This window comes from Streptomyces fradiae (assembly GCF_041270065.1).
In the GTDB taxonomy this organism is placed as follows: Bacteria; Actinomycetota; Actinomycetes; order Streptomycetales; family Streptomycetaceae; genus Streptomyces.
In genome coordinates this window covers 2,064,732-2,087,522 of the sequence record NZ_CP065958.1, presented here as the reverse complement: position 1 = coordinate 2,087,522, position 22,791 = coordinate 2,064,732, and the positions used below count along the sequence as shown (strand labels likewise).

Annotated in this window: 22 protein-coding genes and 1 riboswitch; of the genes, 16 read left to right on the top strand and 6 right to left on the bottom strand. The window is 70.6% G+C overall.

The genetic code is table 11. The features are described 5' to 3' along the window. Positions 1-82 precede the first annotated feature (82 nt). Entirely contained in the window at positions 83-289 is a 207-nt protein-coding gene (locus tag JAO84_RS09385; RefSeq protein WP_265861744.1) for a hypothetical protein, read from the bottom strand. A 133-nt stretch (positions 290-422) separates the two neighbouring features. On the opposite strand from JAO84_RS09385, the gene JAO84_RS09380 reads away from it, so the two are divergent. Next, entirely contained in the window at positions 423-1,397 is a 975-nt protein-coding gene (locus tag JAO84_RS09380) for a carbohydrate kinase family protein (protein ID WP_370412128.1), read from the top strand. 69 nt (positions 1,398-1,466) lie between these two features. Here the strand turns inward: JAO84_RS09380 and JAO84_RS09375 are convergent, their stop codons facing one another. Continuing rightward, the gene (locus JAO84_RS09375; RefSeq protein ID WP_370412126.1) at positions 1,467-2,855 is read right to left on the bottom strand and encodes a cysteine desulfurase/sulfurtransferase TusA family protein; all 1,389 of its coding nucleotides are present in this window, start codon (positions 2,853-2,855) and stop codon (positions 1,467-1,469) included. A gap of 327 nt (positions 2,856-3,182) precedes the next feature. Here JAO84_RS09375 and coxB point away from each other — a divergent pair, with 327 nt between their 5' ends. From coxB to JAO84_RS09355, 4 genes are all read left to right on the top strand, one after another. Next, complete coding sequence (gene coxB / locus JAO84_RS09370) at positions 3,183-4,178, top strand: cytochrome c oxidase subunit II (protein WP_370412124.1); 996 nt, start codon at positions 3,183-3,185, stop codon at positions 4,176-4,178. After that, entirely contained in the window at positions 4,175-5,911 is a 1,737-nt protein-coding gene (gene ctaD / locus JAO84_RS09365; RefSeq protein WP_370412122.1) for a cytochrome c oxidase subunit I, read from the top strand. Before coxB ends, ctaD begins: the two co-directional genes overlap by 4 nt. Then, on the top strand, positions 5,908-6,306 hold the full coding sequence (locus tag JAO84_RS09360) for a cytochrome c oxidase subunit 4 (protein WP_370412120.1): 399 nt from the start codon (positions 5,908-5,910) through the stop codon (positions 6,304-6,306). Before ctaD ends, JAO84_RS09360 begins: the two co-directional genes overlap by 4 nt. A 111-nt stretch (positions 6,307-6,417) precedes the next feature. Then, positions 6,418-7,674 carry an Ig-like domain-containing protein gene (locus tag JAO84_RS09355; protein ID WP_370412118.1) on the top strand — a complete coding sequence of 419 codons (1,257 nt, stop codon included), beginning with the start codon at positions 6,418-6,420 and terminating at the stop codon, positions 7,672-7,674. Between the two features lie 12 nt (positions 7,675-7,686). Here the strand turns inward: JAO84_RS09355 and JAO84_RS09350 are convergent, their stop codons facing one another. Next, on the bottom strand, positions 7,687-8,088 hold the full coding sequence (locus JAO84_RS09350) for a hypothetical protein (RefSeq protein WP_370412116.1): 402 nt from the start codon (positions 8,086-8,088) through the stop codon (positions 7,687-7,689). A 188-nt stretch (positions 8,089-8,276) separates the two neighbouring features. On the opposite strand from JAO84_RS09350, the gene JAO84_RS09345 reads away from it, so the two are divergent. From JAO84_RS09345 to JAO84_RS09320, 6 genes are all read left to right on the top strand, one after another. Then, complete coding sequence (locus tag JAO84_RS09345; RefSeq protein WP_370412114.1) at positions 8,277-8,897, top strand: heme-copper oxidase subunit III; 621 nt, start codon at positions 8,277-8,279, stop codon at positions 8,895-8,897. Positions 8,898-8,971: 74 nt separating this feature from the next. Next, positions 8,972-9,781: a c-type cytochrome gene (locus tag JAO84_RS09340; RefSeq protein ID WP_265861734.1), complete on the top strand. Its 810-nt coding sequence runs from the start codon at positions 8,972-8,974 to the stop codon at positions 9,779-9,781. Then, positions 9,778-10,830 (top strand): Rieske 2Fe-2S domain-containing protein, encoded by a 1,053-nt coding sequence (locus JAO84_RS09335; protein WP_370412111.1) that lies wholly within the window; start codon positions 9,778-9,780, stop codon positions 10,828-10,830. The genes JAO84_RS09340 and JAO84_RS09335 overlap by 4 nt, the downstream gene beginning before the upstream one ends. Next, the gene (locus JAO84_RS09330; RefSeq protein WP_370412109.1) at positions 10,827-12,449 is read left to right on the top strand and encodes a cytochrome bc complex cytochrome b subunit; all 1,623 of its coding nucleotides are present in this window, start codon (positions 10,827-10,829) and stop codon (positions 12,447-12,449) included. Before JAO84_RS09335 ends, JAO84_RS09330 begins: the two co-directional genes overlap by 4 nt. Before the next feature lie 141 nt (positions 12,450-12,590). Further along, positions 12,591-13,655, top strand: a complete 1,065-nt coding sequence (trpD, locus tag JAO84_RS09325) for an anthranilate phosphoribosyltransferase (RefSeq protein ID WP_370412107.1) — start codon at positions 12,591-12,593, stop codon at positions 13,653-13,655. Between the two features lie 98 nt (positions 13,656-13,753). After that, positions 13,754-13,870: riboswitch (SAM riboswitch) on the top strand. A 184-nt stretch (positions 13,871-14,054) separates the two neighbouring features. Continuing rightward, complete coding sequence (locus JAO84_RS09320; protein ID WP_370412105.1) at positions 14,055-15,461, top strand: aminotransferase class V-fold PLP-dependent enzyme; 1,407 nt, start codon at positions 14,055-14,057, stop codon at positions 15,459-15,461. A gap of 80 nt (positions 15,462-15,541) precedes the next feature. On the opposite strand, the gene JAO84_RS09315 is transcribed toward JAO84_RS09320, so the two are convergent. Together JAO84_RS09315 and JAO84_RS09310 are read right to left on the bottom strand one after the other, a co-directional pair. After that, positions 15,542-15,823: an Lrp/AsnC family transcriptional regulator gene (locus JAO84_RS09315; protein ID WP_128976777.1), complete on the bottom strand. Its 282-nt coding sequence runs from the start codon at positions 15,821-15,823 to the stop codon at positions 15,542-15,544. Then, positions 15,820-16,554 (bottom strand): rhomboid family intramembrane serine protease, encoded by a 735-nt coding sequence (locus JAO84_RS09310; protein WP_370412102.1) that lies wholly within the window; start codon positions 16,552-16,554, stop codon positions 15,820-15,822. Before JAO84_RS09310 ends, JAO84_RS09315 begins: the two co-directional genes overlap by 4 nt. Positions 16,555-16,742: 188 nt before the next feature. Here JAO84_RS09310 and JAO84_RS09305 point away from each other — a divergent pair, with 188 nt between their 5' ends. The 5 genes from JAO84_RS09305 (at position 16,743) to JAO84_RS09285 (ending at position 22,166) form a co-directional block, all read left to right on the top strand. Then, positions 16,743-16,985: a hypothetical protein gene (locus tag JAO84_RS09305; protein WP_128976779.1), complete on the top strand. Its 243-nt coding sequence runs from the start codon at positions 16,743-16,745 to the stop codon at positions 16,983-16,985. Positions 16,986-17,029: 44 nt separating this feature from the next. Continuing rightward, positions 17,030-18,394 (top strand): NYN domain-containing protein, encoded by a 1,365-nt coding sequence (locus tag JAO84_RS09300; RefSeq protein ID WP_370412100.1) that lies wholly within the window; start codon positions 17,030-17,032, stop codon positions 18,392-18,394. A 256-nt stretch (positions 18,395-18,650) separates the two neighbouring features. Continuing rightward, positions 18,651-19,679 (top strand): NlpC/P60 family protein, encoded by a 1,029-nt coding sequence (locus JAO84_RS09295; protein WP_265861724.1) that lies wholly within the window; start codon positions 18,651-18,653, stop codon positions 19,677-19,679. A 203-nt stretch (positions 19,680-19,882) separates the two neighbouring features. Beyond that, entirely contained in the window at positions 19,883-20,905 is a 1,023-nt protein-coding gene (locus JAO84_RS09290; protein ID WP_370412098.1) for an NlpC/P60 family protein, read from the top strand. Positions 20,906-20,948: 43 nt separating this feature from the next. After that, positions 20,949-22,166, top strand: coding sequence for a hypothetical protein (locus tag JAO84_RS09285; protein ID WP_370412096.1), 1,218 nt, complete (start codon positions 20,949-20,951; stop codon positions 22,164-22,166). Here the strand turns inward: JAO84_RS09285 and JAO84_RS09280 are convergent. After that, positions 22,163-22,714 carry a PadR family transcriptional regulator gene (locus JAO84_RS09280; RefSeq protein ID WP_370412094.1) on the bottom strand — a complete coding sequence of 184 codons (552 nt, stop codon included), beginning with the start codon at positions 22,712-22,714 and terminating at the stop codon, positions 22,163-22,165. The genes JAO84_RS09285 and JAO84_RS09280 overlap by 4 nt on opposite strands. Positions 22,715-22,791 lie beyond the last annotated feature (77 nt).

Genomic DNA, 22,791 nt, shown 5'->3' with positions numbered 1-22,791 from the left:
TGCGGAAGACACCTCTGGGACGGGGGCGGCGCCCGGACGGTTCCGCGCGCTCCAGAGCCGGCCCCGTTCGGGCTGCGCCCGGCTACGCCCCGTACTCCGCGGTGGCCGCGATCAGCCGGGCGGAATCCTCCGGGACCCGGACGCCGTGGATCAGTGCGGGGGAGACCGGCGCGGCCGACGAGGTGGCCGGCGTCACCCAGTGCGGGGCCATCCGCGCGCCGTCACCGCACAGCTCCGCGAGGCTGAACTCGGACTCCTGGCGCTCACGAGGAGCGGGGTACGTGGTCATGGCGGCACCGTACGCACGGTCCGGCTTCGGGGAAAAGCCCTACTCTGGGGTAGTTTCCCCTGTTCGGCTTCCACCCTCCGCACCGGGTAGCGTGAACCGTCATCGCCGTCCCTTTCCACAGGAGCGTTCAGCCGTGCGTATCGCAGTCACCGGCTCCATCGCCACCGACCACCTCATGACCTTCCCGGGCCGGTTCGCCGACCAGCTCGTGGCGGACCAGCTCCACACGGTCTCGTTGTCGTTCCTCGTCGACAACCTCGACGTCCGCCGGGGTGGCGTCGCGGCGAACATCTCCTTCGGCATGGGCCAGCTCGGCGGCCGGCCGGTGCTCGTCGGCGCCGCCGGCTTCGACTTCGACGAGTACCGCGCCTGGCTCGACCGGCACGGCGTCGACACCGGCTCGGTCCGCATCTCCGAGGTCCTGCACACCGCCCGCTTCGTGTGCACCACGGACTCGGACCACAACCAGATCGGCTCCTTCTACACCGGCGCCATGAGCGAGGCCCGGCTGATCGAGCTCAAGGCCGTCGCCGACCGCGTGGGCGGCCTCGACCTGGTCCTCATCGGCGCCGACGACCCCGAGGCGATGCTGCGCCACACCGAGGAGTGCCGGACCCGCGCGATCCCCTTCGCCGCCGACTTCTCGCAGCAGATCGCGCGCATGGACGGCGAGGAGATCCGCACCCTCCTGGACGGGGCGACCTACCTCTTCTCCAACGAGTACGAGAAGGGCCTCATCGAGTCGAAGACCGGCTGGACCGAGGAGGAGATCCTCGGCCGCGTCGGGCACCGCGTCACCACCCTCGGCTCGCGCGGCGTGCGCATCGAGCGGGTCGGCGAGGACCCGATCGAGGTCGGCTGCCCGGAGGAGGAGGCCAAGGTCGACCCGACCGGTGTCGGCGACGCCTTCCGCGCCGGCTTCCTGACCGGTCTGTCCTGGGGCGTCGGCCTGGAGCGCGCCGCCCAGGTCGGCTGCATGCTCGCCACCCTGGTGATCGAGACCCTGGGCACCCAGGAGTACACCCTGCGCCGCGCCAACTTCATGGACCGCTTCACCAAGGCCTACGGCGACGAGGCCGCCGCCGAGGTCCAGGCGCACCTGGCCTGACACCCGGCCTGATCGGTACGGACAGCACACCGGAGCCCCGGGGCCGCGCGCCCCGGGGCTCCGGCGTCGTCAGGACACCCGCCGCACCACGTACGCCGTGCCGCCCTTCGGCGAGGGCTCCTCGCCCACGTACTCCTGACCCCGCATCTCGCACCAGGCCGGGATGTCCAGGCGCGCCGCCCCGTCGTCCGAGAGGACCGTGACCGTGCCGCCCACCGGGACGTCGCCGATGACCTTGGCCAGCTCGATCACCGGGATCGGGCAGCGCCGTCCGAGGGCGTCGACAAGGAGGGTGTCCGCCGTCTCCACGGGCGCGGCGAACATCGACGCCGGGGCGCCGAGCCGCTCGCGCACCCCGGCCACCACCCCGGGCAGCACCGCGAGGAAGCGGTCCACGTCCTCCTCCGTCGTCCCGGCCGGCAGCGACACCCGGACGTTCCCCTCGCTCAGCACCCCCATCGCGCGCAGCACATGGCTGGGCGTCAGGGTCGAACTCGTGCACGACGAACCGGACGAAACGGAGAAACCCTCCCGGTCGAGACCCGAGAGCAGGGTCTCCCCGTCGACATAGAGACAGGAGAAGGTGACGAGATGGGGGAGCCGGCGCACCGGGTCGCCCACCACCTCCACGTCCGGCACCAGCTCCGGCACCCGTGCCCGGATCCGGTCCACGAGCGCCCGCAGCCGCGCCGACTCGGCCGCCGCCTCCGCCCGTACCGCCCGCAGCGAGGCCGCCGCCGCCACGATCCCCGGCAGGTTCTCGAAGCCCGGCGCCCGCCCCGACTCCCGCTCGTCCGACGGACCTTGCGGGGCGAACCGGACACCCTTGCGCACCGCGAGCAGCCCCACCCCCGACGGCCCGCCCCACTTGTGCGCGCTCGCCGCGAGCAGCGACCAGCCCGCCGGCACCGGTCCCCAGCCGAGCGACTGCGCCGCGTCCACGAGCAGCGGCACCCCGGCCGCCGTACAGGCCGCGGCCACCTCGGCCACCGGCTGCTCGGTGCCCACCTCGTGATTGGCGGACTGCAGACAGGCCAGTGCGGTACGGGAGTCGAGCGCGGCCGCGAAGACCGCCGGGTCCACCGCCCCGGAGCGGTCCACCGGCACCTCGGTCACCGTGCCGCCCGCCGCCGCGTGCGTCTCGCCGGCGTGCAGGACGGAGGAGTGTTCGACCGCCGACACCACGAGCCGGTCCCCGACACGCCGACGCCCGGCGAGCGCGCCGGAGATCCCCGCGTGAACCGCGCGCGTCCCCGAAGGAGTGAACACGAGCTCGTCGGGCCGACAGCCCACCGCCTCCGCCGCGGCCTCCCGGGCGGCGTCGAGCAGCAGCCGGGCCCGCCGCCCCTCCCGGTACAGCCGGGCCGGGTCGGCCCAGCCCTCGTCAAGGGAGGCGAGCAGCGCCTGACGGGCCACGGGGTGCAGCGGAGCAGCGGAAGCGGCGTCGAAGTACGGCATCCGCCCACGCTATCCCCGCCGCCCCGGCGCGGGCCTGTCCCGACCCTGATCCGCCGGACAGACCCGACCGCGACGCCCCGTCAGAAGCCCGGCCCGCACCGCCGGTCGGCCCTGCCCGGCACCCGCCCGGAAGCCGGGACTCCACCCCTTCGGGGACTCGGACGGCGCGTTGGGCACCCTCCCCGCGCGACCCCAAATAGCGTCCAGTAGGGTTTGGTCCGCATAAACATCCAAACCCCTGCCCGCGGCCGGGGCGGCGACCGACCAGCGAGACGGACGGCCGTGGCAGCCGACCTACGCGGGCCGAGACTCTCGGGAAGGCGCTACGTGAGTCCCAACGGCTCCGACCTCCCCCGCAGCCGAGGCGCGGGCGGTACCCCCACGTCTCGGCGCCCGATGCGGCGGAAGCTGCCGCAGGTGCTGACTGCGGGCCTGATCCTGGCGACAGCCACCGGTTGCTCGTACAACTGGGAAGACTTCCCCCGCCTTGGCATGCCCACCCCCGTCACGGAAGAGGCTCCGCGGATCCTCTCCCTGTGGCAGGGCTCCTGGGCCGCCGCCCTCCTCACCGGCATCCTGGTGTGGGGCCTCATCCTGTGGGCCACCATCTTCCACCGGCGCAGCCGTACCAAGGTCGAGGTACCTCCGCAGACCCGGTACAACATGCCGATCGAGGCGCTGTACACGGTCACCCCGCTCATCATCGTCTCGGTGCTCTTCTACTTCACCGCGCGCGACGAGTCGAAGCTCCTCGAGCTCACCCCGAAGCCGGCGCACACGGTCAACGTGGTCGGCTACCAGTGGAGCTGGGGCTTCAACTACATCGAGAACGTGCCGGGCGTGACCGGTGACGCCAAGAAGGCCCCGAACCTCGCGGCGATCCCGGACAAGTACAAGGACCAGTTCCCGGCGAACGCGGGCGGCGTCTACGACGCCGGCATCCCCGGCACCCGGAACCCGCAGACCGGCAACCCGGGCCCGACCCTGTGGCTGCCGAAGGGCGAGAAGGTCCGCTTCGTCCTGACCTCGCGTGACGTCATCCACTCCTTCTGGGTGGTCCCGTTCCTCATGAAGCAGGACGTCATCCCGGGTCACACCAACGCCTTCGAGGTCACCCCGACGCAGGAAGGCACCTTCCTCGGCAAGTGCGCCGAGCTCTGTGGTGTCGACCACTCCCGGATGCTCTTCAACGTCAAGGTGGTCTCTCCGGAGCGCTACCAGCAGCACCTGAAGGAGCTGGCGGAGAAGGGGCAGACCGGCTACATCCCGTCCGGCATTGAGCAGACGGACCCGGCTCGGAATGCGGAGAAGAACCAACTGTGAGCATCCTCAACGAACCCCAGGGTGCGGCCGCGGCTGAGGACTCGTACGAGAACGAGCTCCCGGTACGCCGCAAGCAGCCCGGCAACGTCGTGGTGAAGTGGCTGACCACCACCGACCACAAGACCATCGGCACGATGTACCTGGTCACCTCGTTCGTGTTCTTCATCATCGGCGGCCTCATGGCGCTCTTCATGCGCGCCGAGCTGGCCCGTCCGGGTACGCAGATCATGTCGAACGAGCAGTTCAACCAGGCGTTCACGATGCACGGCACGATCATGCTGCTGATGTTCGCGACGCCGCTGTTCGCCGGCTTCGCGAACTGGATCATGCCGCTGCAGATCGGCGCGCCCGACGTGGCGTTCCCGCGGCTGAACATGTTCGCCTACTGGCTCTACCTGTTCGGCTCGATCATCGCCGTGGCCGGCTTCCTCACCCCGCAGGGTGCCGCCGACTTCGGCTGGTTCGCCTACTCCCCGCTGTCGGACGCGGTCCGCTCGCCGGGTGTCGGCGCCGACATGTGGATCATGGGTCTGGCCTTCTCCGGCTTCGGCACGATCCTCGGCTCGGTCAACTTCATCACCACGATCATCTGCATGCGCGCTCCGGGCATGACGATGTTCCGCATGCCGATCTTCACCTGGAACGTGCTGCTGACCGGTGTCCTGGTCCTGCTGGCCTTCCCGGTCCTGGCGGCCGCGCTGTTCGCCCTGGAGGCGGACCGCAAGTTCGGTGCCCATGTCTTCGACGCGGCCAACGGCGGCGCCCTGCTGTGGCAACACCTCTTCTGGTTCTTCGGACACCCAGAGGTGTACATCATCGCCTTGCCCTTCTTCGGCATCATCTCCGAGGTCATCCCGGTCTTCAGCCGCAAGCCGATGTTCGGTTACATCGGTCTGGTGGCCGCGACCATCGCGATCGCCGGTCTGTCCGTGACCGTGTGGGCCCACCACATGTACGTCACCGGCGGTGTGCTCCTGCCGTTCTTCTCCTTCATGACGTTCCTCATCGCCGTACCGACCGGTGTGAAGTTCTTCAACTGGATCGGAACGATGTGGAAGGGCTCGCTGTCCTTCGAGACCCCGATGCTGTGGGCCGTCGGCTTCCTGATCACCTTCACCTTCGGTGGTCTGACCGGCGTCATCCTGGCCTCGCCCCCGATGGACTTCCACGTCTCCGACTCGTACTTCGTCGTGGCGCACTTCCACTACGTCATCTTCGGCACCGTGGTCTTCGCGATGTTCTCCGGCTTCCACTTCTGGTGGCCGAAGTTCACCGGCAAGATGCTGGACGAGCGCCTCGGCAAGATGACCTTCTGGACGCTGTTCGTGGGCTTCCACGGCACGTTCCTGGTGCAGCACTGGCTCGGTGCCGAGGGCATGCCGCGTCGTTACGCGGACTACCTCGAGGCCGACGGCTTCACCACGCTGAACACGATCTCGACGATCAGCTCCTTCCTGCTCGGCCTGTCGATGCTTCCGTTCATGTACAACGTGTGGAAGACCGCCAAGTACGGCAAGAAGATCGAGGTCGACGACCCGTGGGGCTACGGCCGTTCGCTCGAGTGGGCGACGTCCTGCCCGCCGCCGCGGCACAACTTCCTCACCCTGCCGCGGATCCGTTCCGAATCCCCGGCGTTCGACCTGCACCACCCTGAGATCGCGGCTCTCGACCAGCTCGAGAACAAGCCTCACGAGGTGGCGGCCCTCAGCGGCGGCAAGGAGGCCGGCAAGTGAAGATCCAGGGCAAGATGTTCATCTGGCTGAGCGTCTTCGTCCTCGCCATGGCGATCGTCTATGGCGTGTGGTCGAAGGAGCCGGTCGGCACGACGGCGCTGTTCCTGGCGTTCGGTCTCTGCATCATGATCGGCTACTACCTGGCCTTCACGGCCCGGCGGGTCGACGCCATGGCGCAGGACAACAAGGAGGCCGACGTCGCGGACGAGGCCGGCGAGGTGGGCTTCTTCGCCCCCCACAGCTGGCAGCCGCTCTCGCTGGCCGTCGGCGGTGCGCTCGCCTTCCTCGCCATCGCGATGGGCTGGTGGATCCTGTACTTCTCGGCGCCGCTCATCCTGGTCGGCATCTGGGGCTGGGTCTTCGAGTTCTACCGTGGTGAGAACCAGAACCAGTAGCACCCCGTAACACCCCGAGGGGCCCGGTCACTTCGTTCCGACGAAGCGGCCGGGCCCCTCTTTTGGCACGCTCGGCGCGCCGCGCGCGAGGATTGTTCTTAGCGTGAGGTCATGAACGACACGCCGCGCATTCGGACTGTTCTGAGCTGCACCCTTCTGGCCCTCACCGTCACGGCGGGCGTCACGGCGTGCGCGGGCGGCGGGGACCATCCGCTGTCGGCGAGGCCCTACGACGCGGCCGACGAGATCGCCTTCAACGCGCCCGGCGACGGGAAGAAGGCCGACCCCGAGAAGCCCCTGGAGATCACCGTCAAGGACGACGACGGGCGGATCACCGACGTCACCGCCACCGACGCGTCCGGGCACCACCTGGCGGGCGAGCTCACCGCCGACGGCCAGAAGTGGCGCTCCACGGCCGCTCTGGCGGCCGGCGCCCGCTACACCGTCCAGGTGGCCACCGAGGACGAGGACGGCGCCCCGGGAGCCCGTACGTTCACGTTCGAGACGGCACCGGCCAAACGGGCCCTCACCGTCGCGTTCGGCCCCGAGGCGGGCACGTACGGCGTCGGGCAGCCCATCACCGCCGAGCTGAGCCTCCCGGTGAAGGACAAGGCGGCCCGCGCGGTGGTCGAACGGGCCCTCAAGGTCCGCTCCACCCCGGCCGTGGAGGGCGCCTGGTACTGGGTGGACGACAAGAAGCTGCACTTCCGTCCGAAGGAGTACTGGCCCACCGGCGCGACCGTCTCGGTCAGCGGCAACCTGGACGGCCTCAAGGTCGGCGACAAGCTCTACGGCGGCGCCTCCAAGCCGCTCAAGCTGACCATCGGCGACCGGATCGAGGCCGTCGCGGACGCCGGTTCCCACTACATGACGGTGCGGCGCAACGGAGAAGTGATCAACACCATTCCGGTGACCACCGGAAAACCGGGCTTCTCCACCCGAAACGGGATCAAAGTGGTGCTCGGCAAGGAGTACTACGTCCGGATGCGGGGCACCAGCATCGGCATCGCGGAGGGCAGCTCTGACTCGTACGACCTGCCCGTCTACTACGCCACCCGGGTCACCTGGAGCGGCGAGTACGTGCACGCCGCCCCCTGGTCGGTGGGCTCCCAGGGCGTCGCCAACGTCAGCCACGGCTGTGTCGGCATGTCGACCGGCAACGCGGCCTGGTTCTACGAGAACGTGCGCCCGGGCGACATCGTCCGCGTCGTCAACAGCGAGGGCGAGATGATGGACACCTTCGGCAACGGCTTCGGCGACTGGAACCTGCCGTGGCAGAAGTGGCGGGCCGGCAGCGCCCTGGTGACCGACGCCGCCAACCCCACGGCCACCGAGGACGCCAAGGCCCGCCTGCGGCCGTCCCTCTAGCCCGTACGGGTGCTACGCGTCGATCGAGAGCCGTGCGCGCAGCAGGCCCGCCAGGGACGCCGCGAACTCGACCGGTTCCACCGGAAGGGTGACCGCGGCGTCCGCGCGGCTCCAGGTGGCCAGCCAGGCGTCCTGGGGGCGGCCGATGAGCAGCAGCACCGGCGGGCAGCGGAAGATCTCGTCCTTGATCTGCCGGCACACGCCCATGCCGCCGGCCGGGACGGCCTCGCCGTCGAGCACGCACACGTCGATGCCGCCCGCGTCCAGGGCGTCGAGCACCGCCGGCAACGTCGCGCACTCCACGAACTCGACCGGGGGAACGTCGGCGGCGGGCCGGCGCCCGGCCGCGAGGCGGACCTGGGCGCGGGTGTTCGCGTCGTCGCTGTAGACCAGGACCGTGGCGCTCGACTGCATCGTTCCTCCGTGAAGGTGGTCGGTCGTTGGCGCGGATGCTACTCCGGTCCACACCCCGTCAACACCCGTTCAACACCTGTTCGAAGGGTGTCGGAGGGGCCTTCCGATGGGCCGTTCGGGCAGGACACGGGCCCCGGACACTCCGAACGGCACCCCCCGGAGTGAGGGCGGGATAAGCGACCGACATAATGTCGGTCGTGGCGACAGTAACGACAGTAGAAACCGGGCACGCGCACCCGTCGGTCAATCGACCGAACCTCACCAGCGTCGGAACCATCATCTGGTTGAGCTCCGAGCTGATGTTCTTCGCGGCCCTCTTCGCGATGTACTTCACCCTGCGATCCGTGATGGGCGCGGAGTTCTGGACGGAAAAGGCCGACGCCTTGAACCTTCCGTTCTCCGCGACGAACACCACGATCCTGGTGCTCTCCTCGCTCACCTGCCAGCTCGGCGTCTTCGCCGCGGAGCGGGGCGACGTGAAGAAGCTCCGGACGTGGTTCATCATCACCTTCGTGATGGGCGCGATCTTCATCGGCGGCCAGGTCTTCGAGTACACCGAGCTGGTGAAGGTGGACGGCCTCTCGCTGTCCTCCGACCCCTACGGCACGGTGTTCTACCTGACCACCGGCTTCCACGGCCTGCACGTGACAGGCGGTCTCATCGCCTTCCTGCTGGTCCTCGGCCGGACGTACGCCGCCAAGAGGTTCACTCACGAGCAGGCAACCGCCGCCATCGTCGTGTCCTACTACTGGCACTTCGTCGATGTCGTCTGGATCGGCCTCTTCGCCACGATCTACTTGATCAAGTAATCGGGCTCCGCCTCCGGGCGGACGCACACATCCAGCAAGCATCGACGCAGAAGATCCTGACACCGGGGTAATCCGTGAAAAAGCTCTCCGCACGACGACGCCATCCGCTGGCGGCGGTCGTCGTCCTACTCCTCGCGCTGGCGGCAACTGGGGGGCTGTACGCCGCGTTCGCACCCGCGGGCACGGCGAAGGCCGATGAAACCGCCCAGTCCCTGGCCATCGAGGAGGGCAAGAAGCTCTACTCCGTCGGCTGCGCCAGCTGCCACGGAACCGGCGGTCAGGGCACCTCTGACGGCCCGTCCCTGGTCGGCGTGGGCTCGGCGGCGGTGGACTTCCAGGTCGGCACCGGCCGTATGCCGGCTCAGCAGCCGGGCGCCCAGGTCCCGAAGAAGAAGGTCATCTACTCGCAGGCTGAGATCGATCAGCTCGCGGCGTACGTCGCCTCCCTCGGTGCCGGTCCGGTCACGCCGAAGGAAGGCCAGTACAGCCCCGAGGGCGCTGACATCGCCAAGGGTGGCGAACTGTTCCGCTCCAACTGTGCCCAGTGCCACAACTTCACCGGCGAGGGCGGCGCGCTGACCTACGGCAAGTACGCGCCGAACCTCGAGGGCGTGGACCCGAAGCACCTCTACGAGGCCATGCAGACCGGCCCGCAGAACATGCCCTCCTTCCCCGACACGACGATGCCGGAGAAGCAGAAGAAGGACATCATCGCCTACGTCCAGGCCGTGAACAGCGACAAGGCCGACAACCCGGGCGGTCTCAAGCTCGGTGGCCTCGGCCCCGTCAGCGAGGGCCTGTTCGCGTGGGTCTTCGGACTGGGCGCACTGATCGCAGTTGCCATCTGGGTCGCGGCCCACACCGCTAAGGCCAAGAAGTCATGAGTACCCAAGAGAATCCAGAAGAGATCCTGCCGACCGAGCAGGCCACCGCGCACGGCGCGGTGAAGGTCGCCGAAGACCCGTTCGCCGACCCGGGCCTCCCGCCCCACAAGCCGCGCATCCAGGACATCGACGAGCGGGCCGCCAAGCGGTCCGAGCGCGCGATCGCCTTCATGTTCACGCTGTCGATGCTGGCCACGATCGGCTTCATCGCCTCGTACGTGATCTTCCCGGTCGACAAGATCGTGTACATCTGGCCCTTCGGCCGGGTGTCCGCGCTCAACTTCGCCCTGGGTCTGACCCTCGGTGCGGCGCTGTTCTTCATCGGCGCCGGCGCGGTCCACTGGGCCCGCACCCTGATGTCCGACGTCGAGGTGGCCGACGACCGCCACCCGATGCAGGCCACGCCCGAGGTCAAGGCGAAGGTCATGGCGGACTTCGCGGCCGGTGCCGCCGAGTCCGGCTTCGGCCGCCGCAAGCTGATCCGCAACACGCTCTTCGGCGCGCTGGCCCTGGTGCCGCTCTCCGGCGTCGTGCTGCTGCGTGACATGGGCCCGCTGCCCGAGAAGAAGCTCCGCTCCACCCTGTGGGCCAAGGGCAAGCTCCTCATCAACATGAACACCAACGAGCCGCTGCGTCCCGAGGACGTCGCCGTCGGTTCGCTGACGTTCGCGAAGCCCGAGGGCCTCGAGGAGCACGACCACGACTTCCAGACCGAGATCGCCAAGGCCGCCCTGATGATCGTCCGGATCCAGCCGGAGGACATCAAGGACAAGCGCGAGCTCGAGTGGTCGCACGACGGCATCGTCGCCTTCTCGAAGATCTGCACCCACGTCGGTTGCCCGATCTCCCTGTACGAGCAGCAGACGCACCACGTGCTGTGCCCGTGCCACCAGTCCACCTTCGACCTGTCCGACGGCGCCCGCGTCATCTTCGGCCCGGCCGGCCACGCCCTCCCGCAGCTGCGGATCGGCGTGAACGACAAGGGCTTCCTCGAAGCGCACAGCGACTTCGAAGAGCCCGTCGGTCCTGCCTTCTGGGAGCGCGGATGAGCACTGTGACGAATACGAAGAAGGCGCCCGCCGGAGAGCGGATCGCCGACTGGGCCGACGGCCGCCTGGGGATCTACACGCTGGCCAAGGCCAACATGCGGAAGATCTTCCCGGACCACTGGTCCTTCATGCTGGGCGAGGTCTGCCTCTACAGCTTCCTCATCATCATCCTGACGGGCGTCTATCTGACGATGTTCTTCCACCCGTCGATGAACGAGGTGGAGTACGCCGGCAGCTACGTCCCGCTCCAGGGACAGCTGATGTCCGAGGCGTTCAACTCGACCATGCACATCTCGTTCGAGGTGCGCGGTGGTCTGCTCATCCGGCAGATCCACCACTGGGCGGCGCTGATCTTCCTCGCCGGCATGTTCGTGCACATGATGCGCGTGTTCTTCACCGGCGCGTTCCGCAAGCCGCGTGAGATCAACTGGCTGTTCGGCTTCCTGCTGTTCTTCCTGGGCATGTTCACCGGCTTCACCGGTTACTCGCTCCCGGACGACCTGCTCTCCGGCACCGGTGTGCGCTTCATGCAGGGCGCGATCCTGTCCGTGCCGATCGTCGGCACGTACCTGTCGATGTTCCTGTTCGGCGGCGAGTTCCCCGGCGGCGACTTCGTCGCCCGGTTCTACTCGGCGCACGTGCTGCTGCTCCCGGGCATCATGCTCGGCCTGGTGGTCGCGCACCTCATCCTGGTGTTCGTCCACAAGCACACGCACTTCGAGGGCCCCGGCCGGACGAACAAGAACGTCGTCGGCATGCCGCTGCTGCCCGTGTACATGGCGAAGGCCGGAGGCTTCTTCTTCCTGGTCTTCGGTGTCATCGCGGTCATCGCGGCGATCGCCTCGATCAACCCGATCTGGGCCATCGGCCCGTACCGCCCGGACCAGGTGTCCACCGGCGCCCAGCCCGACTGGTACATGGGCTTCGCCGAGGGTCTGATCCGTGTCATGCCGGGCTGGGAGATCAACCTGTGGGGCCACACGCTGGTCCTCGGCGTGATGATCCCGCTGGCGATCTTCCCGGCGGTGCTCGCCGCGATCGCGGTCTACCCGTTCATCGAGTCCTGGATCACCGGCGACAAGCGCGAGCACCACATCGCGCAGCGCCCGCGCAACGCTCCGACGCGCACCGCCTTCGGTGTCGCCTGGATCACCGCGTACATGGTCATGCTCGTCGGTGGTGGAAACGACCTCTGGGCGACCCACTTCCACCTGTCGCTCAACTCGATCACCTGGTTCGTGCGGATCTTCTTCTTCGTCGGCCCGGTCATCGCGTTCGTCGCCACCAAGCGGATCTGCCTCGGCCTCCAGCGCCGGGACAAGGACAAGGTGCTGCACGGTCGAGAGTCCGGCATCATCAAGCGCCTGCCGCACGGTGAGTTCGTCGAGGTCCACACCCCGCTCAGCCAGGGCGAGCGCTACAAGCTCACCGCGCACGAGCAGTACGAGCCGGCCGAGCTGCCGGCGACCGTCGACGAGAACGGTGTGGAGCGGAAGATCGGCCGCATGGAGAAGCTCCGGGTCAAGCTCAACCGGGGTTACTACGGCGGTGACAACCAGGTCGCCAAGCCCACCTCGGAGGAGTTCCAGGAGATCGAGAGCGGCCACGGCCACCACTGATCAACTGACCTCCTGACCGACCAGGTCGCCACGGCGAGAGCCCCGTCCATTCGATGGACGGGGCTCTTTGCCGTCCCCGCGGGTGGATAGGGTGGGATCACACCGATCCCGTACGAAGCCACGAACACCTCAGGAGCTGTCATGAGCGCTGTGAACCCCGCTGGAGGCAATAATGCGGCGGGTCGCTCCTGGCCCGCCCTCCTGAACGGACTGCTCGACGGCCGGGACCTGTCCGCCGACGACACCGCCTGGGCGATGGACCTGATCATGCGCGGCGAGGCCACCGACGCGCAGATCGCCGGGTTCATGGTGGCGCTGCGCGCCAAGGGCGAGACCGTCGCCGAGATCTCCGGTCTGGTCCGCACGATGTACGAGCACGCCAACGTCATCGAGGTGCCGGGACCGGCCGTCGACATCGTCGGCACCGGCGGCGACGGGGCCAAGACGGTGAACATCTCCACGATGTCCGCCATCGTCGTGGCCGGCACCGGCGTGAAGGTCGTCAAGCACGGCAACCGCGCCGCGTCCTCCGCCTCCGGCTCCTCCGACGTCCTGGAGAAGCTCGGCATCAACCTCAACCTCACCCCGCAGCGGGTCGCCGAGGTCGCCGACGAGGCCGGCATCACCATCTGCTTCGCGGTGAAGTTCCACCCCTCGCTGCGGCACGTCGCCGCCGCCCGCGGACAGCTCGGCATCCGCACCACCTTCAATGTGCTCGGCCCGCTGACCAACCCGGCGAAGGTACGGGCCCAGGCCGTCGGCGTCGCCGACCCGCGGATGGCCCCGATCGTGGCCGGGGTGCTCGCCGAGCGCGGCAACTCCGCCCTGGTCTTCCGCGGCGACGACGGCCTCGACGAGCTGACCACCACCGGCACCTCCCGGGTGTGGGTGGTCAAGGACGGCACCGTGCGCGAGGAGCGCTTCGACCCGCGCGAGGTCGGCATCACCCCGGTGCCGCTCGACGCCCTGCGCGGCGGCGACCCCTCGTACAACGCCGATGTGGCCCGGCGACTCCTTGCCGGCGAGACCGGTCCGGTACGGGACGCGGTGCTGCTCAACTCGGCGGCGGCGCTCGTCGCCCTGGAGCCGGGCGAGGGCACCCTCGCGGAGCAGCTGCGGGCCGGTATCGACCGGGCGGCCGAGTCCGTCGACTCGGGTGCCGCGCGCCGGACCCTGGAGCGCTGGGTCACCGCCAGCAACGCCTGACGGTGTCCTGAAGGCACCTGAACATCGGATGGCGACCCCGTCCCGGATGCCGGGACGGGGTTGCGGTGTCGTGATCGTCTGACATAGGTTCTGGAACAGGTCATGAGTGACAGCTGCAAGGCCCCGGCCGGCTGTCCGGCAACCCTCCGTCCGTGGCGGGGTGCCCCGGGTGAAGACCAGGCCGTACGAGCAGAAGCCTGCGGCAAGCGCGGACCCCTGCGCCACACCCTGGGGTCCTTGGTCCTCTAGGGAGCGTTGTCTCGTGAGCAAGCGAATGCGTTAGGGCCCCTCGGCCCCTCTTTCCCCTTCACCACCCGTGTGCGGCACCCCTCTGTGCGCTGCTGCCCCGCGGGCCCTTTCACGCCTTTTCGCGCCCCTTTTATGCCGGGAGATACCGCCATGTCCGCACGCCCGAACGCCGCCGTCACCGCCACCGTCGAGACCGCCGCTGCCGCCGAGTCCGCCGACCCGTGCTGCGCCGCCCCGCTGCCGGTCCTCGGCCGCGACGTCACCGTCCCGCTCGTCACCGGCGGCGAGGTCACCTACGCGGCGCTCGACTACGCCGCCAGCGCCCCGGCCCTGCAGCGCGTCTGGGACGACGTGGCCGCCTACGCCCCGTACTACGGCAGCGTGCACCGCGGCGCCGGCTACCTCTCCCAGCTCTCCACCGACCTCTTCGAGAACAGCCGCGCCACCGTCGCCGAGTTCCTCGACTGCCGCCCCGGCGACCAGGTCGTCTTCACCCGCTCCACCACCGACTCGCTCAACCTGCTCGCCGCCGTCATCCCCGCCGACTGCCAGGTCTTCGTCTTCGAGACCGAGCACCACGCCTCGCTGCTGCCCTGGCGCGACGCCCGGGTCACCTACCTCAACGCGCCGCGCACCGTGGAGCAGGCCGTCGCCACCCTGGAGCGGGCCCTCGCCGACCGCGACCCCTACGGCCCGGCCCTGGTCTGCGTGACCGGCGCCTCCAATGTCACCGGCGAGCTGTGGCCGGTGCGCGAACTCGCCGCCGCCGCGCACGCGCACGGCGCCCGGATCGTCCTCGACGCCGCCCAGCTCGCCCCCCACCACCCGGTCTCCGTACGGGAGTTGGACGTCGACTGGGTCGCCTTCTCCGGGCACAAGCTGTACGCCCCGTTCGGCTCCGGCGTCCTCGCCGGCCGCGCCGACTGGCTGCAGGACGCCGAGCCCTACCTCGCGGGCGGCGGCGCCTCCCGCACGGTGGCCCGCCGGGCCGACGGCGGTGTGGACGTGGAGTGGCACACCACCGCCGCCCGGCACGAGGCCGGCTCACCCAACGTCATCGGCGTCTACTCCATCGCCTCCGCCTGCAAGGCGCTCACCGAGGCCGGCTTCGACTCCCTCGTCGCCCGCGAGAAGCACCTCATCGACACCGTCCGCGCGGGCCTCGCCGAGGTCCCCGAGGTGCGGGTGCTCTCCCTCTTCGGCGACGACGCGCCCCGGGTCGGCGTCATCTCCTTCGTCGTCGAGGGCTGGAACAGCTCCCACTTCGCCGCCGCGCTCTCCGCCGAGTACGGCATCGGCGTCCGCGACGGCCTCTTCTGCGCCCACCCGCTGGTGCGCACCCTGCTCGGCTCCGACCCGCAGGACCCGGGCGAGTGCGGCGCCCCCGAGGCGGCGCCCGGCGAGCGCTCGCTCAACGCGATCCGGGTCAGCTTCGGCGCCGGCACCCCCGACGAGCACGTCGAGCGCTTCGTCGGCGCGGTCAAGGAGCTGGTGCGCGACGGCGCCCGCTGGAACTACCGCACCGAGGACGGCCGCTGCGTGCCCGACCGCGGCTGATCACCGCTGACCGTCCACTCGAACGGGTGAAGCCGGCCTCCCGCGGGGGAGAGGCCGGCTTCACCGCTGTGCGGAGCTGTCTACGACTCCAGGCCGATGGCGAAGGCCGCGTCCAGCTCGTGCTGGGAGTAGGCGCGGAAGGCGACATGCGTGTCGGTGGCCTCGACGCCCGGGATCTTCGAGATCTGACCGGGGATGATGTCGGCCAGGTCGTCGTGGCGGCCCACCCGGACCATGGCGATCAGGTCGTAGGTGCCGGTGACGGAGAAGACCTCGCTCACGGAGTCGATCGCGGCGATCGCCTCGGCGATCTCGGGGATGCGGTCCACGCTGGTCTTGATGAGCACGATCGCGGTGATCACGGCTGGCTTTCTCCCTCGATGGCCGCGGCTGGTGGCTTCACTGTATCCCCACCCCTGTACCGCGCCCACGCGTAGAGGAAGCCCAGCGCGAAGCCGATCACATGCGCCAGGTACGCGACCCCGGGCCCCGCCCCCGCCGAGCGGGCCGCCAGCCACTGCAGCACGAACCAGAAGATCAGCACGATCCAGGCCGGGAAGCGCAGCGGCAGGAAGAAGAGGAAGGGGAACAGGCTCGTCACCCGCGAGCGCGGGAAGAGATAGAGGAAGGCGCCGAGCACCCCCGAGATCGCCCCCGACGCCCCGACCAGGGTCTGCGCGCTGTCGGCGTGCGCCACCGCGTAGCCGGTCAGCGCGAGCGCACCCACCCCCAGATAGAACAGGCCGTACGCGGCCGGGCCCATCCGCTCCTCGGCCATCGCCCCGAACACGTACAGGAACAGCATGTTCCCCAGCAGATGCAGCCAGCTGCCGTGCACGAAGAGCGCGGTCAGCGGGGTGAACAGGGCGTGCGGCTCGCCCCGGGTCAGATCGGCCGGGATCACTCCCCAGCGCTGGAAGTACGCGCTCTGCGCCGCGAGCAGCGTGTCGCCCGCGCCGTACCCCGGATTGAGCCCCGACACCGGGCTCACGGCGAACAGCAGCACGCAGCAGGCGATGATGCCGTACGTCACCGTCGGCCCGTTCCGCGCGCCGCGCCAGGCGTCGAGGGCCGCGCCCCGCCAGTCGATCATGGACAGATCATGGCGTACCGGGGCCCACCTGGACAGAGTGCCTCGCCGTGACACGGGGTACCCGGGAGGCCGTAGGGTGAGGGCCTGCCTTGTGGCTGACATTCCCGCTGTTCGACGGCGCACCGCGGGCCCGTGACCCCTCGCACAGAGCCTCACACTGAGCCTCGTACGGAAAGAGGACGGCAACGATGACGACGGTTCCCCTGCCGACCGCCGAGACCCGCTGGCGCTGCACGCTCTGCGGCAATCTGACCCGCTTCGACGTGACCCGCTCGTCCAAGGTCGTCGAGTACGTCCATCTGGACCTCGCCGGAGAGCCGAAGGTCGAGGAGCGCGAGGTGGTCAGTGAGACCATCGAGTCGGTCCGCTGCCGCTGGTGCAACGCGGTGGACCAGATCGAGTTGGTGGACAGGCCGGGCGCCGCTTCCTGAGGAGCGGCCCGGCGAGGGCGAGACGAGGGAGTGGGTGACGGATCGTGGAGCAGCCCGCGCACGGTGACCGGCCGGCGGGCTCGGCGGACGGCGCGGCCGAGGCGCTCGACCGGCCGCTGCCCGAGGCCGTACGCCGCAAGGTCGTCGCGCTCGTCGCCGACGCCTTCGGCGGGCTGACCGTCGCCGAGCTGCCCGCCCCGCTGCGCCAGTACGCCCGCTTCACCGCCTCCCGGCGCGCCAAGTTCGCCGGGAACGCGATGGCCGCCGCCCTGGAGAGCGACCCGCTGTTCCGGCAGCGGATCGGCGAGCGCTTCAAGGAGGCGCAGCCCGAGCTGGCCGGGGCCGTGGAGTCGGGCGCCCCGCCCGGCGCCGCCGACCCGGTCGACGTGGCCGCGGTCGCCTATGTGCTGCGCCCGGCCGGCTGGGGCAAGCTGGTCGCCGCCGCCGGCGAGGAGGCCGAGCGGGTCGACGCCGAGCGCGCCGACGAGGCCGGCCGGCGCGAGCTGGAGCGGCTGCGCGAGGAGGTCACGGTCGCCAGGGAGCGCGCCAGGGCCGAGACCGAGCAGCTGCGCCGCGACCTGGAGGCCGCCCGCAAGGACGGCGAATCGCTTCACCGGAAGCTGCGCAGCGCGCAGAGCGACGTCAAGCGCGGCGAGGCCGCGCTGCGCCGGGTGCAGGCCGAGATGGACACCGCGCGTGCCGAGGCCGCCGCCCAGGTGTCCGCCGCCGAGAGCGAGAGCCGGCGGCTCAAGGCCCGGCTCGGCGAGGTCGAGGCCGCCCTGGAGGCGAGCCGCCGGGCCGCCCGCGAGGGGCGCTCGGTGGAGGACATGCGGCTGCGGCTGCTCCTGGACACCGTGCTTGACGCCGCCCAGGGGCTGCGCCGCGAACTCGCCCTGCCGCCGGTGTCGATGCACCCGGCGGACACCGTGGACGCGGTGGAGCCCGGCCGGATGTCGCCGAAGGACATCGCGGCCCGCGCCCTTTCCGAGACCGACCCGGCGCTCCTGGACCAGCTGCTCGAACTGCCGCAGGCGCACCTGGTGGTGGACGGCTACAACGTCACCAAGACCGGCTATCCGACGATGCCGTTGGAGAAGCAGCGGCTGCGGCTGCTCGGCGGGCTCTCCGCGCTCGCGGCCCGTTCGGGCGCCGAGGTCACCTGTGTCTTCGACGGGGCCGAGCTGGCGGCGCCGGTGCTGCTCGCGCCGCCGCGCGGGGTGCGGGTGCTGTTCTCCAAGCCCGGTGTCACGGCGGACGAGTTGATCCGTCAGCTGGTGCGCGCGGAGCCGCCGGGCCGTCCGGTGGTCGTGGTGTCCACCGACCGCGAGGTGGCCGACGGGGTCGCCAAGTCCGGTGCGCGGCCGGTCGCGTCCGCCTTGTTGCTGAAGCGGCTTTCGCGTCTGTCGTGACCTCTCGTCGCACAGATCCGGCATGTCCCATTTGTGTTCCACGCAGGGTCAAGTGACTGTTGCTGCCCGTGTGATGTCGGTAAATAACTTGTCGCGGCGGCGAGATTTTGGCCGTTGGGATTTGAACTGATCACAAGATGGTCACTAGGGTCGGGGCTCGAACCTTCGCACGGTTGATCATCCATCCGGGGTGTCAGCGATGGTCCCGCCTGCCGCCGAACGGCCGGGCGGCTCGAGGAAGAAGGAGATCGCCCCCGTGGCGTCCCACCGTCGTCCCAAGCAGCCGAGCCGCACCCGTGTGACCGTGCTCACCGCGACCGCCGCCGCGGCCGTCGCCCTCTCCGCCCAGGCCGGAGCCCAGGCGGCTCCCAAGCCGAAGATCGACGAGGTCAAGACCAAGGTCGACCAGCTCAACCACGAGGCCGAGGAGGCCACGGAGCAGGCCAACCTCGCCGACGAGCGCCGCGGGAAGCTGCAGAAGGAGATCAGCGCCCTCCAGGACAAGGTGGCCCGCGGCCAGCAGGAGCTCAACACCCTGCGCGGGCAGATAGGTTCGGTCGCCACCGCGCAGTACCGCTCCGGCGGCATCGACCCGGCGCTCCAGCTCTTCCTCTCCTCCGACCCGGACACCTACCTCGACAAGGCGTCCGCGATCGACCAGCTCGGCGCCAAGCAGGCCGATGTGCTGCAGTCGATCCAGGCCAAGCAGCGCACCCTCGCCCAGCAGCGCGCCGAGGCGACGACGAAGCTCGCCGACCTCGAGGACGTCCGCAAGACCCTCGGCGAGAAGAAGAAGAAGTCCCAGGAGAAGCTGGCCGAGGCCCGCAAGCTCCTCAACACCCTGACCGCCGCCGAGCGCGCCAAGATCCAGCAGGACGAGCAGCGCGCCAGCCGCGCCGCCGGCGACCGCGTCAACCTCGGCAACGAGGTGCCGGCCTCGCAGCGCGGTGCCGCCGCGCTCAACGCCGCCGCCACCCAGCTCGGCAAGCCGTACGTCTCTGGTGCCGAGGGCCCCAACTCGTACGACTGCTCCGGCCTCACCCAGTGGGCCTACCGCCAGGCCGGCGTCACCCTCACCCGCACCACGTACACCCAGCAGAACGACGGCGTGAAGATCGGCCGCAGCCAGCTCAAGCCGGGCGACCTGGTCTTCTTCAACAGCCTTTCGCACGTGGGTCTGTACGCGGGCAACAACACCATCCTGCACGCCCCGAAGCCGGGCGCCGTGGTCCGCTACGAGTCGATGGACTACATGGGCACCTTCCAGTTCGGTGTCCGCGTCTGACCCTGTCGCGACGCGGCGCGACGCGACATACCCGCCCTCCGAACGGGTGGTTTGTCGGATCCTGGACTGACGTGACGCCCCGCCGGTGACCTTGCGGTCTCCGGCGGGGCGTCACTTTGCGTACCCGGCACCTTCGTTGGACGCGGATCGATCTGCGGCTACTGTCGGCCCGCCAGTCCGACCAGCCGAACGGAGCGCGATCCGTGGCGTCCCACCGACGACCCGCCAGGGTCACCGTCCTCACCGCAGCCGCGGCCACCGCGGCCACGGCACTCGGCGCCGTCCCCGCGCACGCCGACCCGGGCGGCGCCACCCCCGACACCGCCCGGGCCACCCGCGCCACCGTCGACCGGCTCTTCGAGGAGGCCGAGCGGGCCACCGAGGGGTACAACCGGGCCGACGAGCGGGCCGACGGGCTGCGCAGGACGGTCTCCCAGGCCCAGGACGGCCTGGCCCGCGCCCAGGACCGGATCAACCGGATGCGCGGCGCGCTCGGTTCGGTGGCCGGCGCGCAGTACCGCTCCGGCGGCATCGACCCCGCCCTCGCGCTGCTGCTCTCCTCCGACCCGGACAGTTACCTGGAGCGGGCCTCCGCCCTCGACCGGGTCACCGCCCGGCAGAGCGCCGCCCTCGGCGAACTCCGGCGCGAACTGCGCCGGCTCGGCCAGCAGCGCACCGAGGCGAGCCGGGCGCTCACCGAACTCGACCGCAGCCGCCGCGAGGTGGCCCGCCACAAGCGCACCGTCGAGCACAAGCTCGCCGAGGCCCGCCGGGTGCTCGCCTCCCTCACCGCCGACGAGCGGGCGGGCTTCGAGCGGGCCTCCCGCTCCGGCCGCGACGCCTTCGACGAGGAGCTGCCGCCGCTCGCCGACCTCGGCCCCTCGCGGGCCGCCGCCGCGGTGCTCGCTGCGCGCAGCGCCATCGGCCGCCCCTACGTGTGGGGCGCGACCGGCCCGACCGCCTTCGACTGCTCGGGCCTGATGGTCTGGTCGTACCGCAAGGCCGGCATCGCCCTGCCCCGCACCTCCCAGGCCCAGCGCAACGCCGGCCGCCGCATCCCGCTCTCCCAGGCGCAGCCCGGCGACCTCGTCACGTACCGCAGCGACGCCAGCCATGTCGCCATCTACGCCGGCAACGGCCAGGTCATCCACGCGCCGTATCCGGGCGCCCGGGTCCGCTACGACCCGGTGAACATGATGTCGAACGTGACGGTCACCCGGGTCTGAGCGGTTTCCGGCCGGTTTTCGGCGCGCCCCGTACGATCGAGGGATGGCAGGTCAGGGCGGGCGCGGGCGGTGCGGGGCGGTGGCGGGACTGCTCGCCGGGCTGCTCGTCCTCTGCGGGTGCGCCGATCCCGGGGCGGGGGCGCCGGGGCGGGCCGAGGTGCAGGGGCTGCTCGACCGGCACGCCGCCGCGCTGCTCGGCCGGGACGAGGCCGGCTATCTCGCGGACCTGGACCCCGCCCTCGTACCCGCCGCGCGCACCGAGTTCGAACGGCTCGCGGGGATCCCGCTCGGCGGCCTCGCCTACCGGGTCACCGACGTCGACCCGGCCGGCACCGGGCGGGCCACCGCCAGGGCCGAGTTCGGCTACCGCATCAAGGGGTACGACTCCGGGCCCGCCACCACCGAACGCGTCCTCGACCTCGCCGAGAAGGACGGACGCTGGTACGTCACCGGTGACCGCCCCGCCGACGGCGCCCCGCAGCAGCTGTGGCAGCAGGGCGAGGTCGCGACCGTGACCGGGCACCGCAGCCTGGTCCTCGGCGTCGGCCAGAGCCGCGAGCGGCTGCGCGAGATCGCCGACGCCGCCGACCGCGCGGTGCCCGCCGTCGGGGACGCCTGGCCCTCGCCGTGGGCCGGGCGCGTCGTGGTCCTGGTCCCGGCCTCGGTGGACGCGATGGGCCGGCTGCTCGGCGCGCCCGCCGCCTCGTACCGGGGGATCGCCGCCGTCACCACCGGCCAGATCGGCGGCGGCCCGAAGGCGCCGGCGGACCGAGTGATCGTCAACCCGGAGGCGTACGGCGTGCTCGGCGACTTCGGGCGCGGCTTCGTGCTCACCCACGAGACCACCCATGTCGCCACCCGCGCCCACACCACCGCGGCCACCCCGGTCTGGCTCTCCGAGGGCTTCGCCGACTGGGTCGCCTACCGCGGCACCGGCCGCACCCCCGCCCAGGCCGCCCCCGAACTCGCCCGCGCGGTACGCGCCGGAGACACCCCGGCCGCGCTGCCGGACGACAAGGAGTTCGCCTTCGGCGGCGACGGCGAGGCCATGGCCCGCGCCTACGAGAGCGGCTGGCTCGCCTGCGCGATGATCGCCGACCGCTGGGGCGAGCCGAAGCTGACCGACTTCTACCGGGCCGTCGGCGCCCACCCGCAGCGCGAGGGCGCGGTGGAGAAGGCCCTGAAGGACGTCCTGGCCACCACGCCGGAGCAGTTCACCGCGGACTGGCGGGCGTATCTGGCGGACCGGCTGCTCGGCTAGGCCGTGCCCGAGGCGCCCGCTGCCTTGAGGTCCAGCTCCGCCAAGGTCTCGGCGAGCCAGGCCTTCTCCTCCGTGCCGGTGGCCCGGGCGATGCGGAGCATGCCGCGGCGGAAGGGGTCCGGCTCCTGTTCCGCGCGGACCGGGGTGCCCTCGTCGTAGAAGAAGCTGGCCGGGGCGAGGAGGAAGGCCTGGCGGCGGCGCAGGACGGCGGCCTGGTCGGCCGGGTCGGGGAGCAGGCCCAGGAAGGCGAGGAGGGTGAACCAGCGCTGGCCGTCGGTGATCTCGACGTCCTTCGGTGAGCGCAGCCGGGAGAGCAGCTCGGCGCGGCCGGCCGCGGTCAGCGAGAGGGTGCGGCGCGGGGCGGCGGCCGAGCCCGGCTCCGTGCGGCTGTCGACGAGGCCGTTCTTCACCAGGCGGGTGATCGCCGGGTAGAGCGCGCCGTCGCTGACCGGCCGGACGTGGCCGCTCAGGCCCTGGATGCGTTCCTTGAGCTCGTAGCCGTGCAGCGGCCGCTCGTACAGGAAGCCCAGGATCGTCAGCTCCAGCACCGGCGGACTCCTTCGCGCTTGTCGGGTACCCGGCGCCATGCTATCTCTTTTCGAGATACCTCGATCCGAGGTATCTC

What these genes read in the sequence shown, in the direction of transcription:
- JAO84_RS09375 (WP_370412126.1), bottom strand. Translation starts at nt 2,855, where the DNA reads ATGCCGTACTTCGACGCCGCTTCCGCTGCTCCGCTGCACCCCGTGGCC.
- trpD (WP_370412107.1), top strand. Translation starts at nt 12,591, where the DNA reads ATGAGCGCTGTGAACCCCGCTGGAGGCAATAATGCGGCGGGTCGCTCC.
- JAO84_RS09345 (WP_370412114.1), top strand. Translation starts at nt 8,277, where the DNA reads ATGTCGGTCGTGGCGACAGTAACGACAGTAGAAACCGGGCACGCGCAC.
- JAO84_RS09310 (WP_370412102.1), bottom strand. Translation starts at nt 16,554, where the DNA reads ATGATCGACTGGCGGGGCGCGGCCCTCGACGCCTGGCGCGGCGCGCGG.
- JAO84_RS09350 (WP_370412116.1), bottom strand. Translation starts at nt 8,088, where the DNA reads ATGCAGTCGAGCGCCACGGTCCTGGTCTACAGCGACGACGCGAACACC.
- JAO84_RS09355 (WP_370412118.1), top strand. Translation starts at nt 6,418, where the DNA reads ATGAACGACACGCCGCGCATTCGGACTGTTCTGAGCTGCACCCTTCTG.
- JAO84_RS09305 (WP_128976779.1), top strand. Translation starts at nt 16,743, where the DNA reads ATGACGACGGTTCCCCTGCCGACCGCCGAGACCCGCTGGCGCTGCACG.
- JAO84_RS09285 (WP_370412096.1), top strand. Translation starts at nt 20,949, where the DNA reads ATGGCAGGTCAGGGCGGGCGCGGGCGGTGCGGGGCGGTGGCGGGACTG.
- JAO84_RS09320 (WP_370412105.1), top strand. Translation starts at nt 14,055, where the DNA reads ATGTCCGCACGCCCGAACGCCGCCGTCACCGCCACCGTCGAGACCGCC.
- JAO84_RS09335 (WP_370412111.1), top strand. Translation starts at nt 9,778, where the DNA reads ATGAGTACCCAAGAGAATCCAGAAGAGATCCTGCCGACCGAGCAGGCC.
- JAO84_RS09330 (WP_370412109.1), top strand. Translation starts at nt 10,827, where the DNA reads ATGAGCACTGTGACGAATACGAAGAAGGCGCCCGCCGGAGAGCGGATC.
- JAO84_RS09385 (WP_265861744.1), bottom strand. Translation starts at nt 289, where the DNA reads ATGACCACGTACCCCGCTCCTCGTGAGCGCCAGGAGTCCGAGTTCAGC.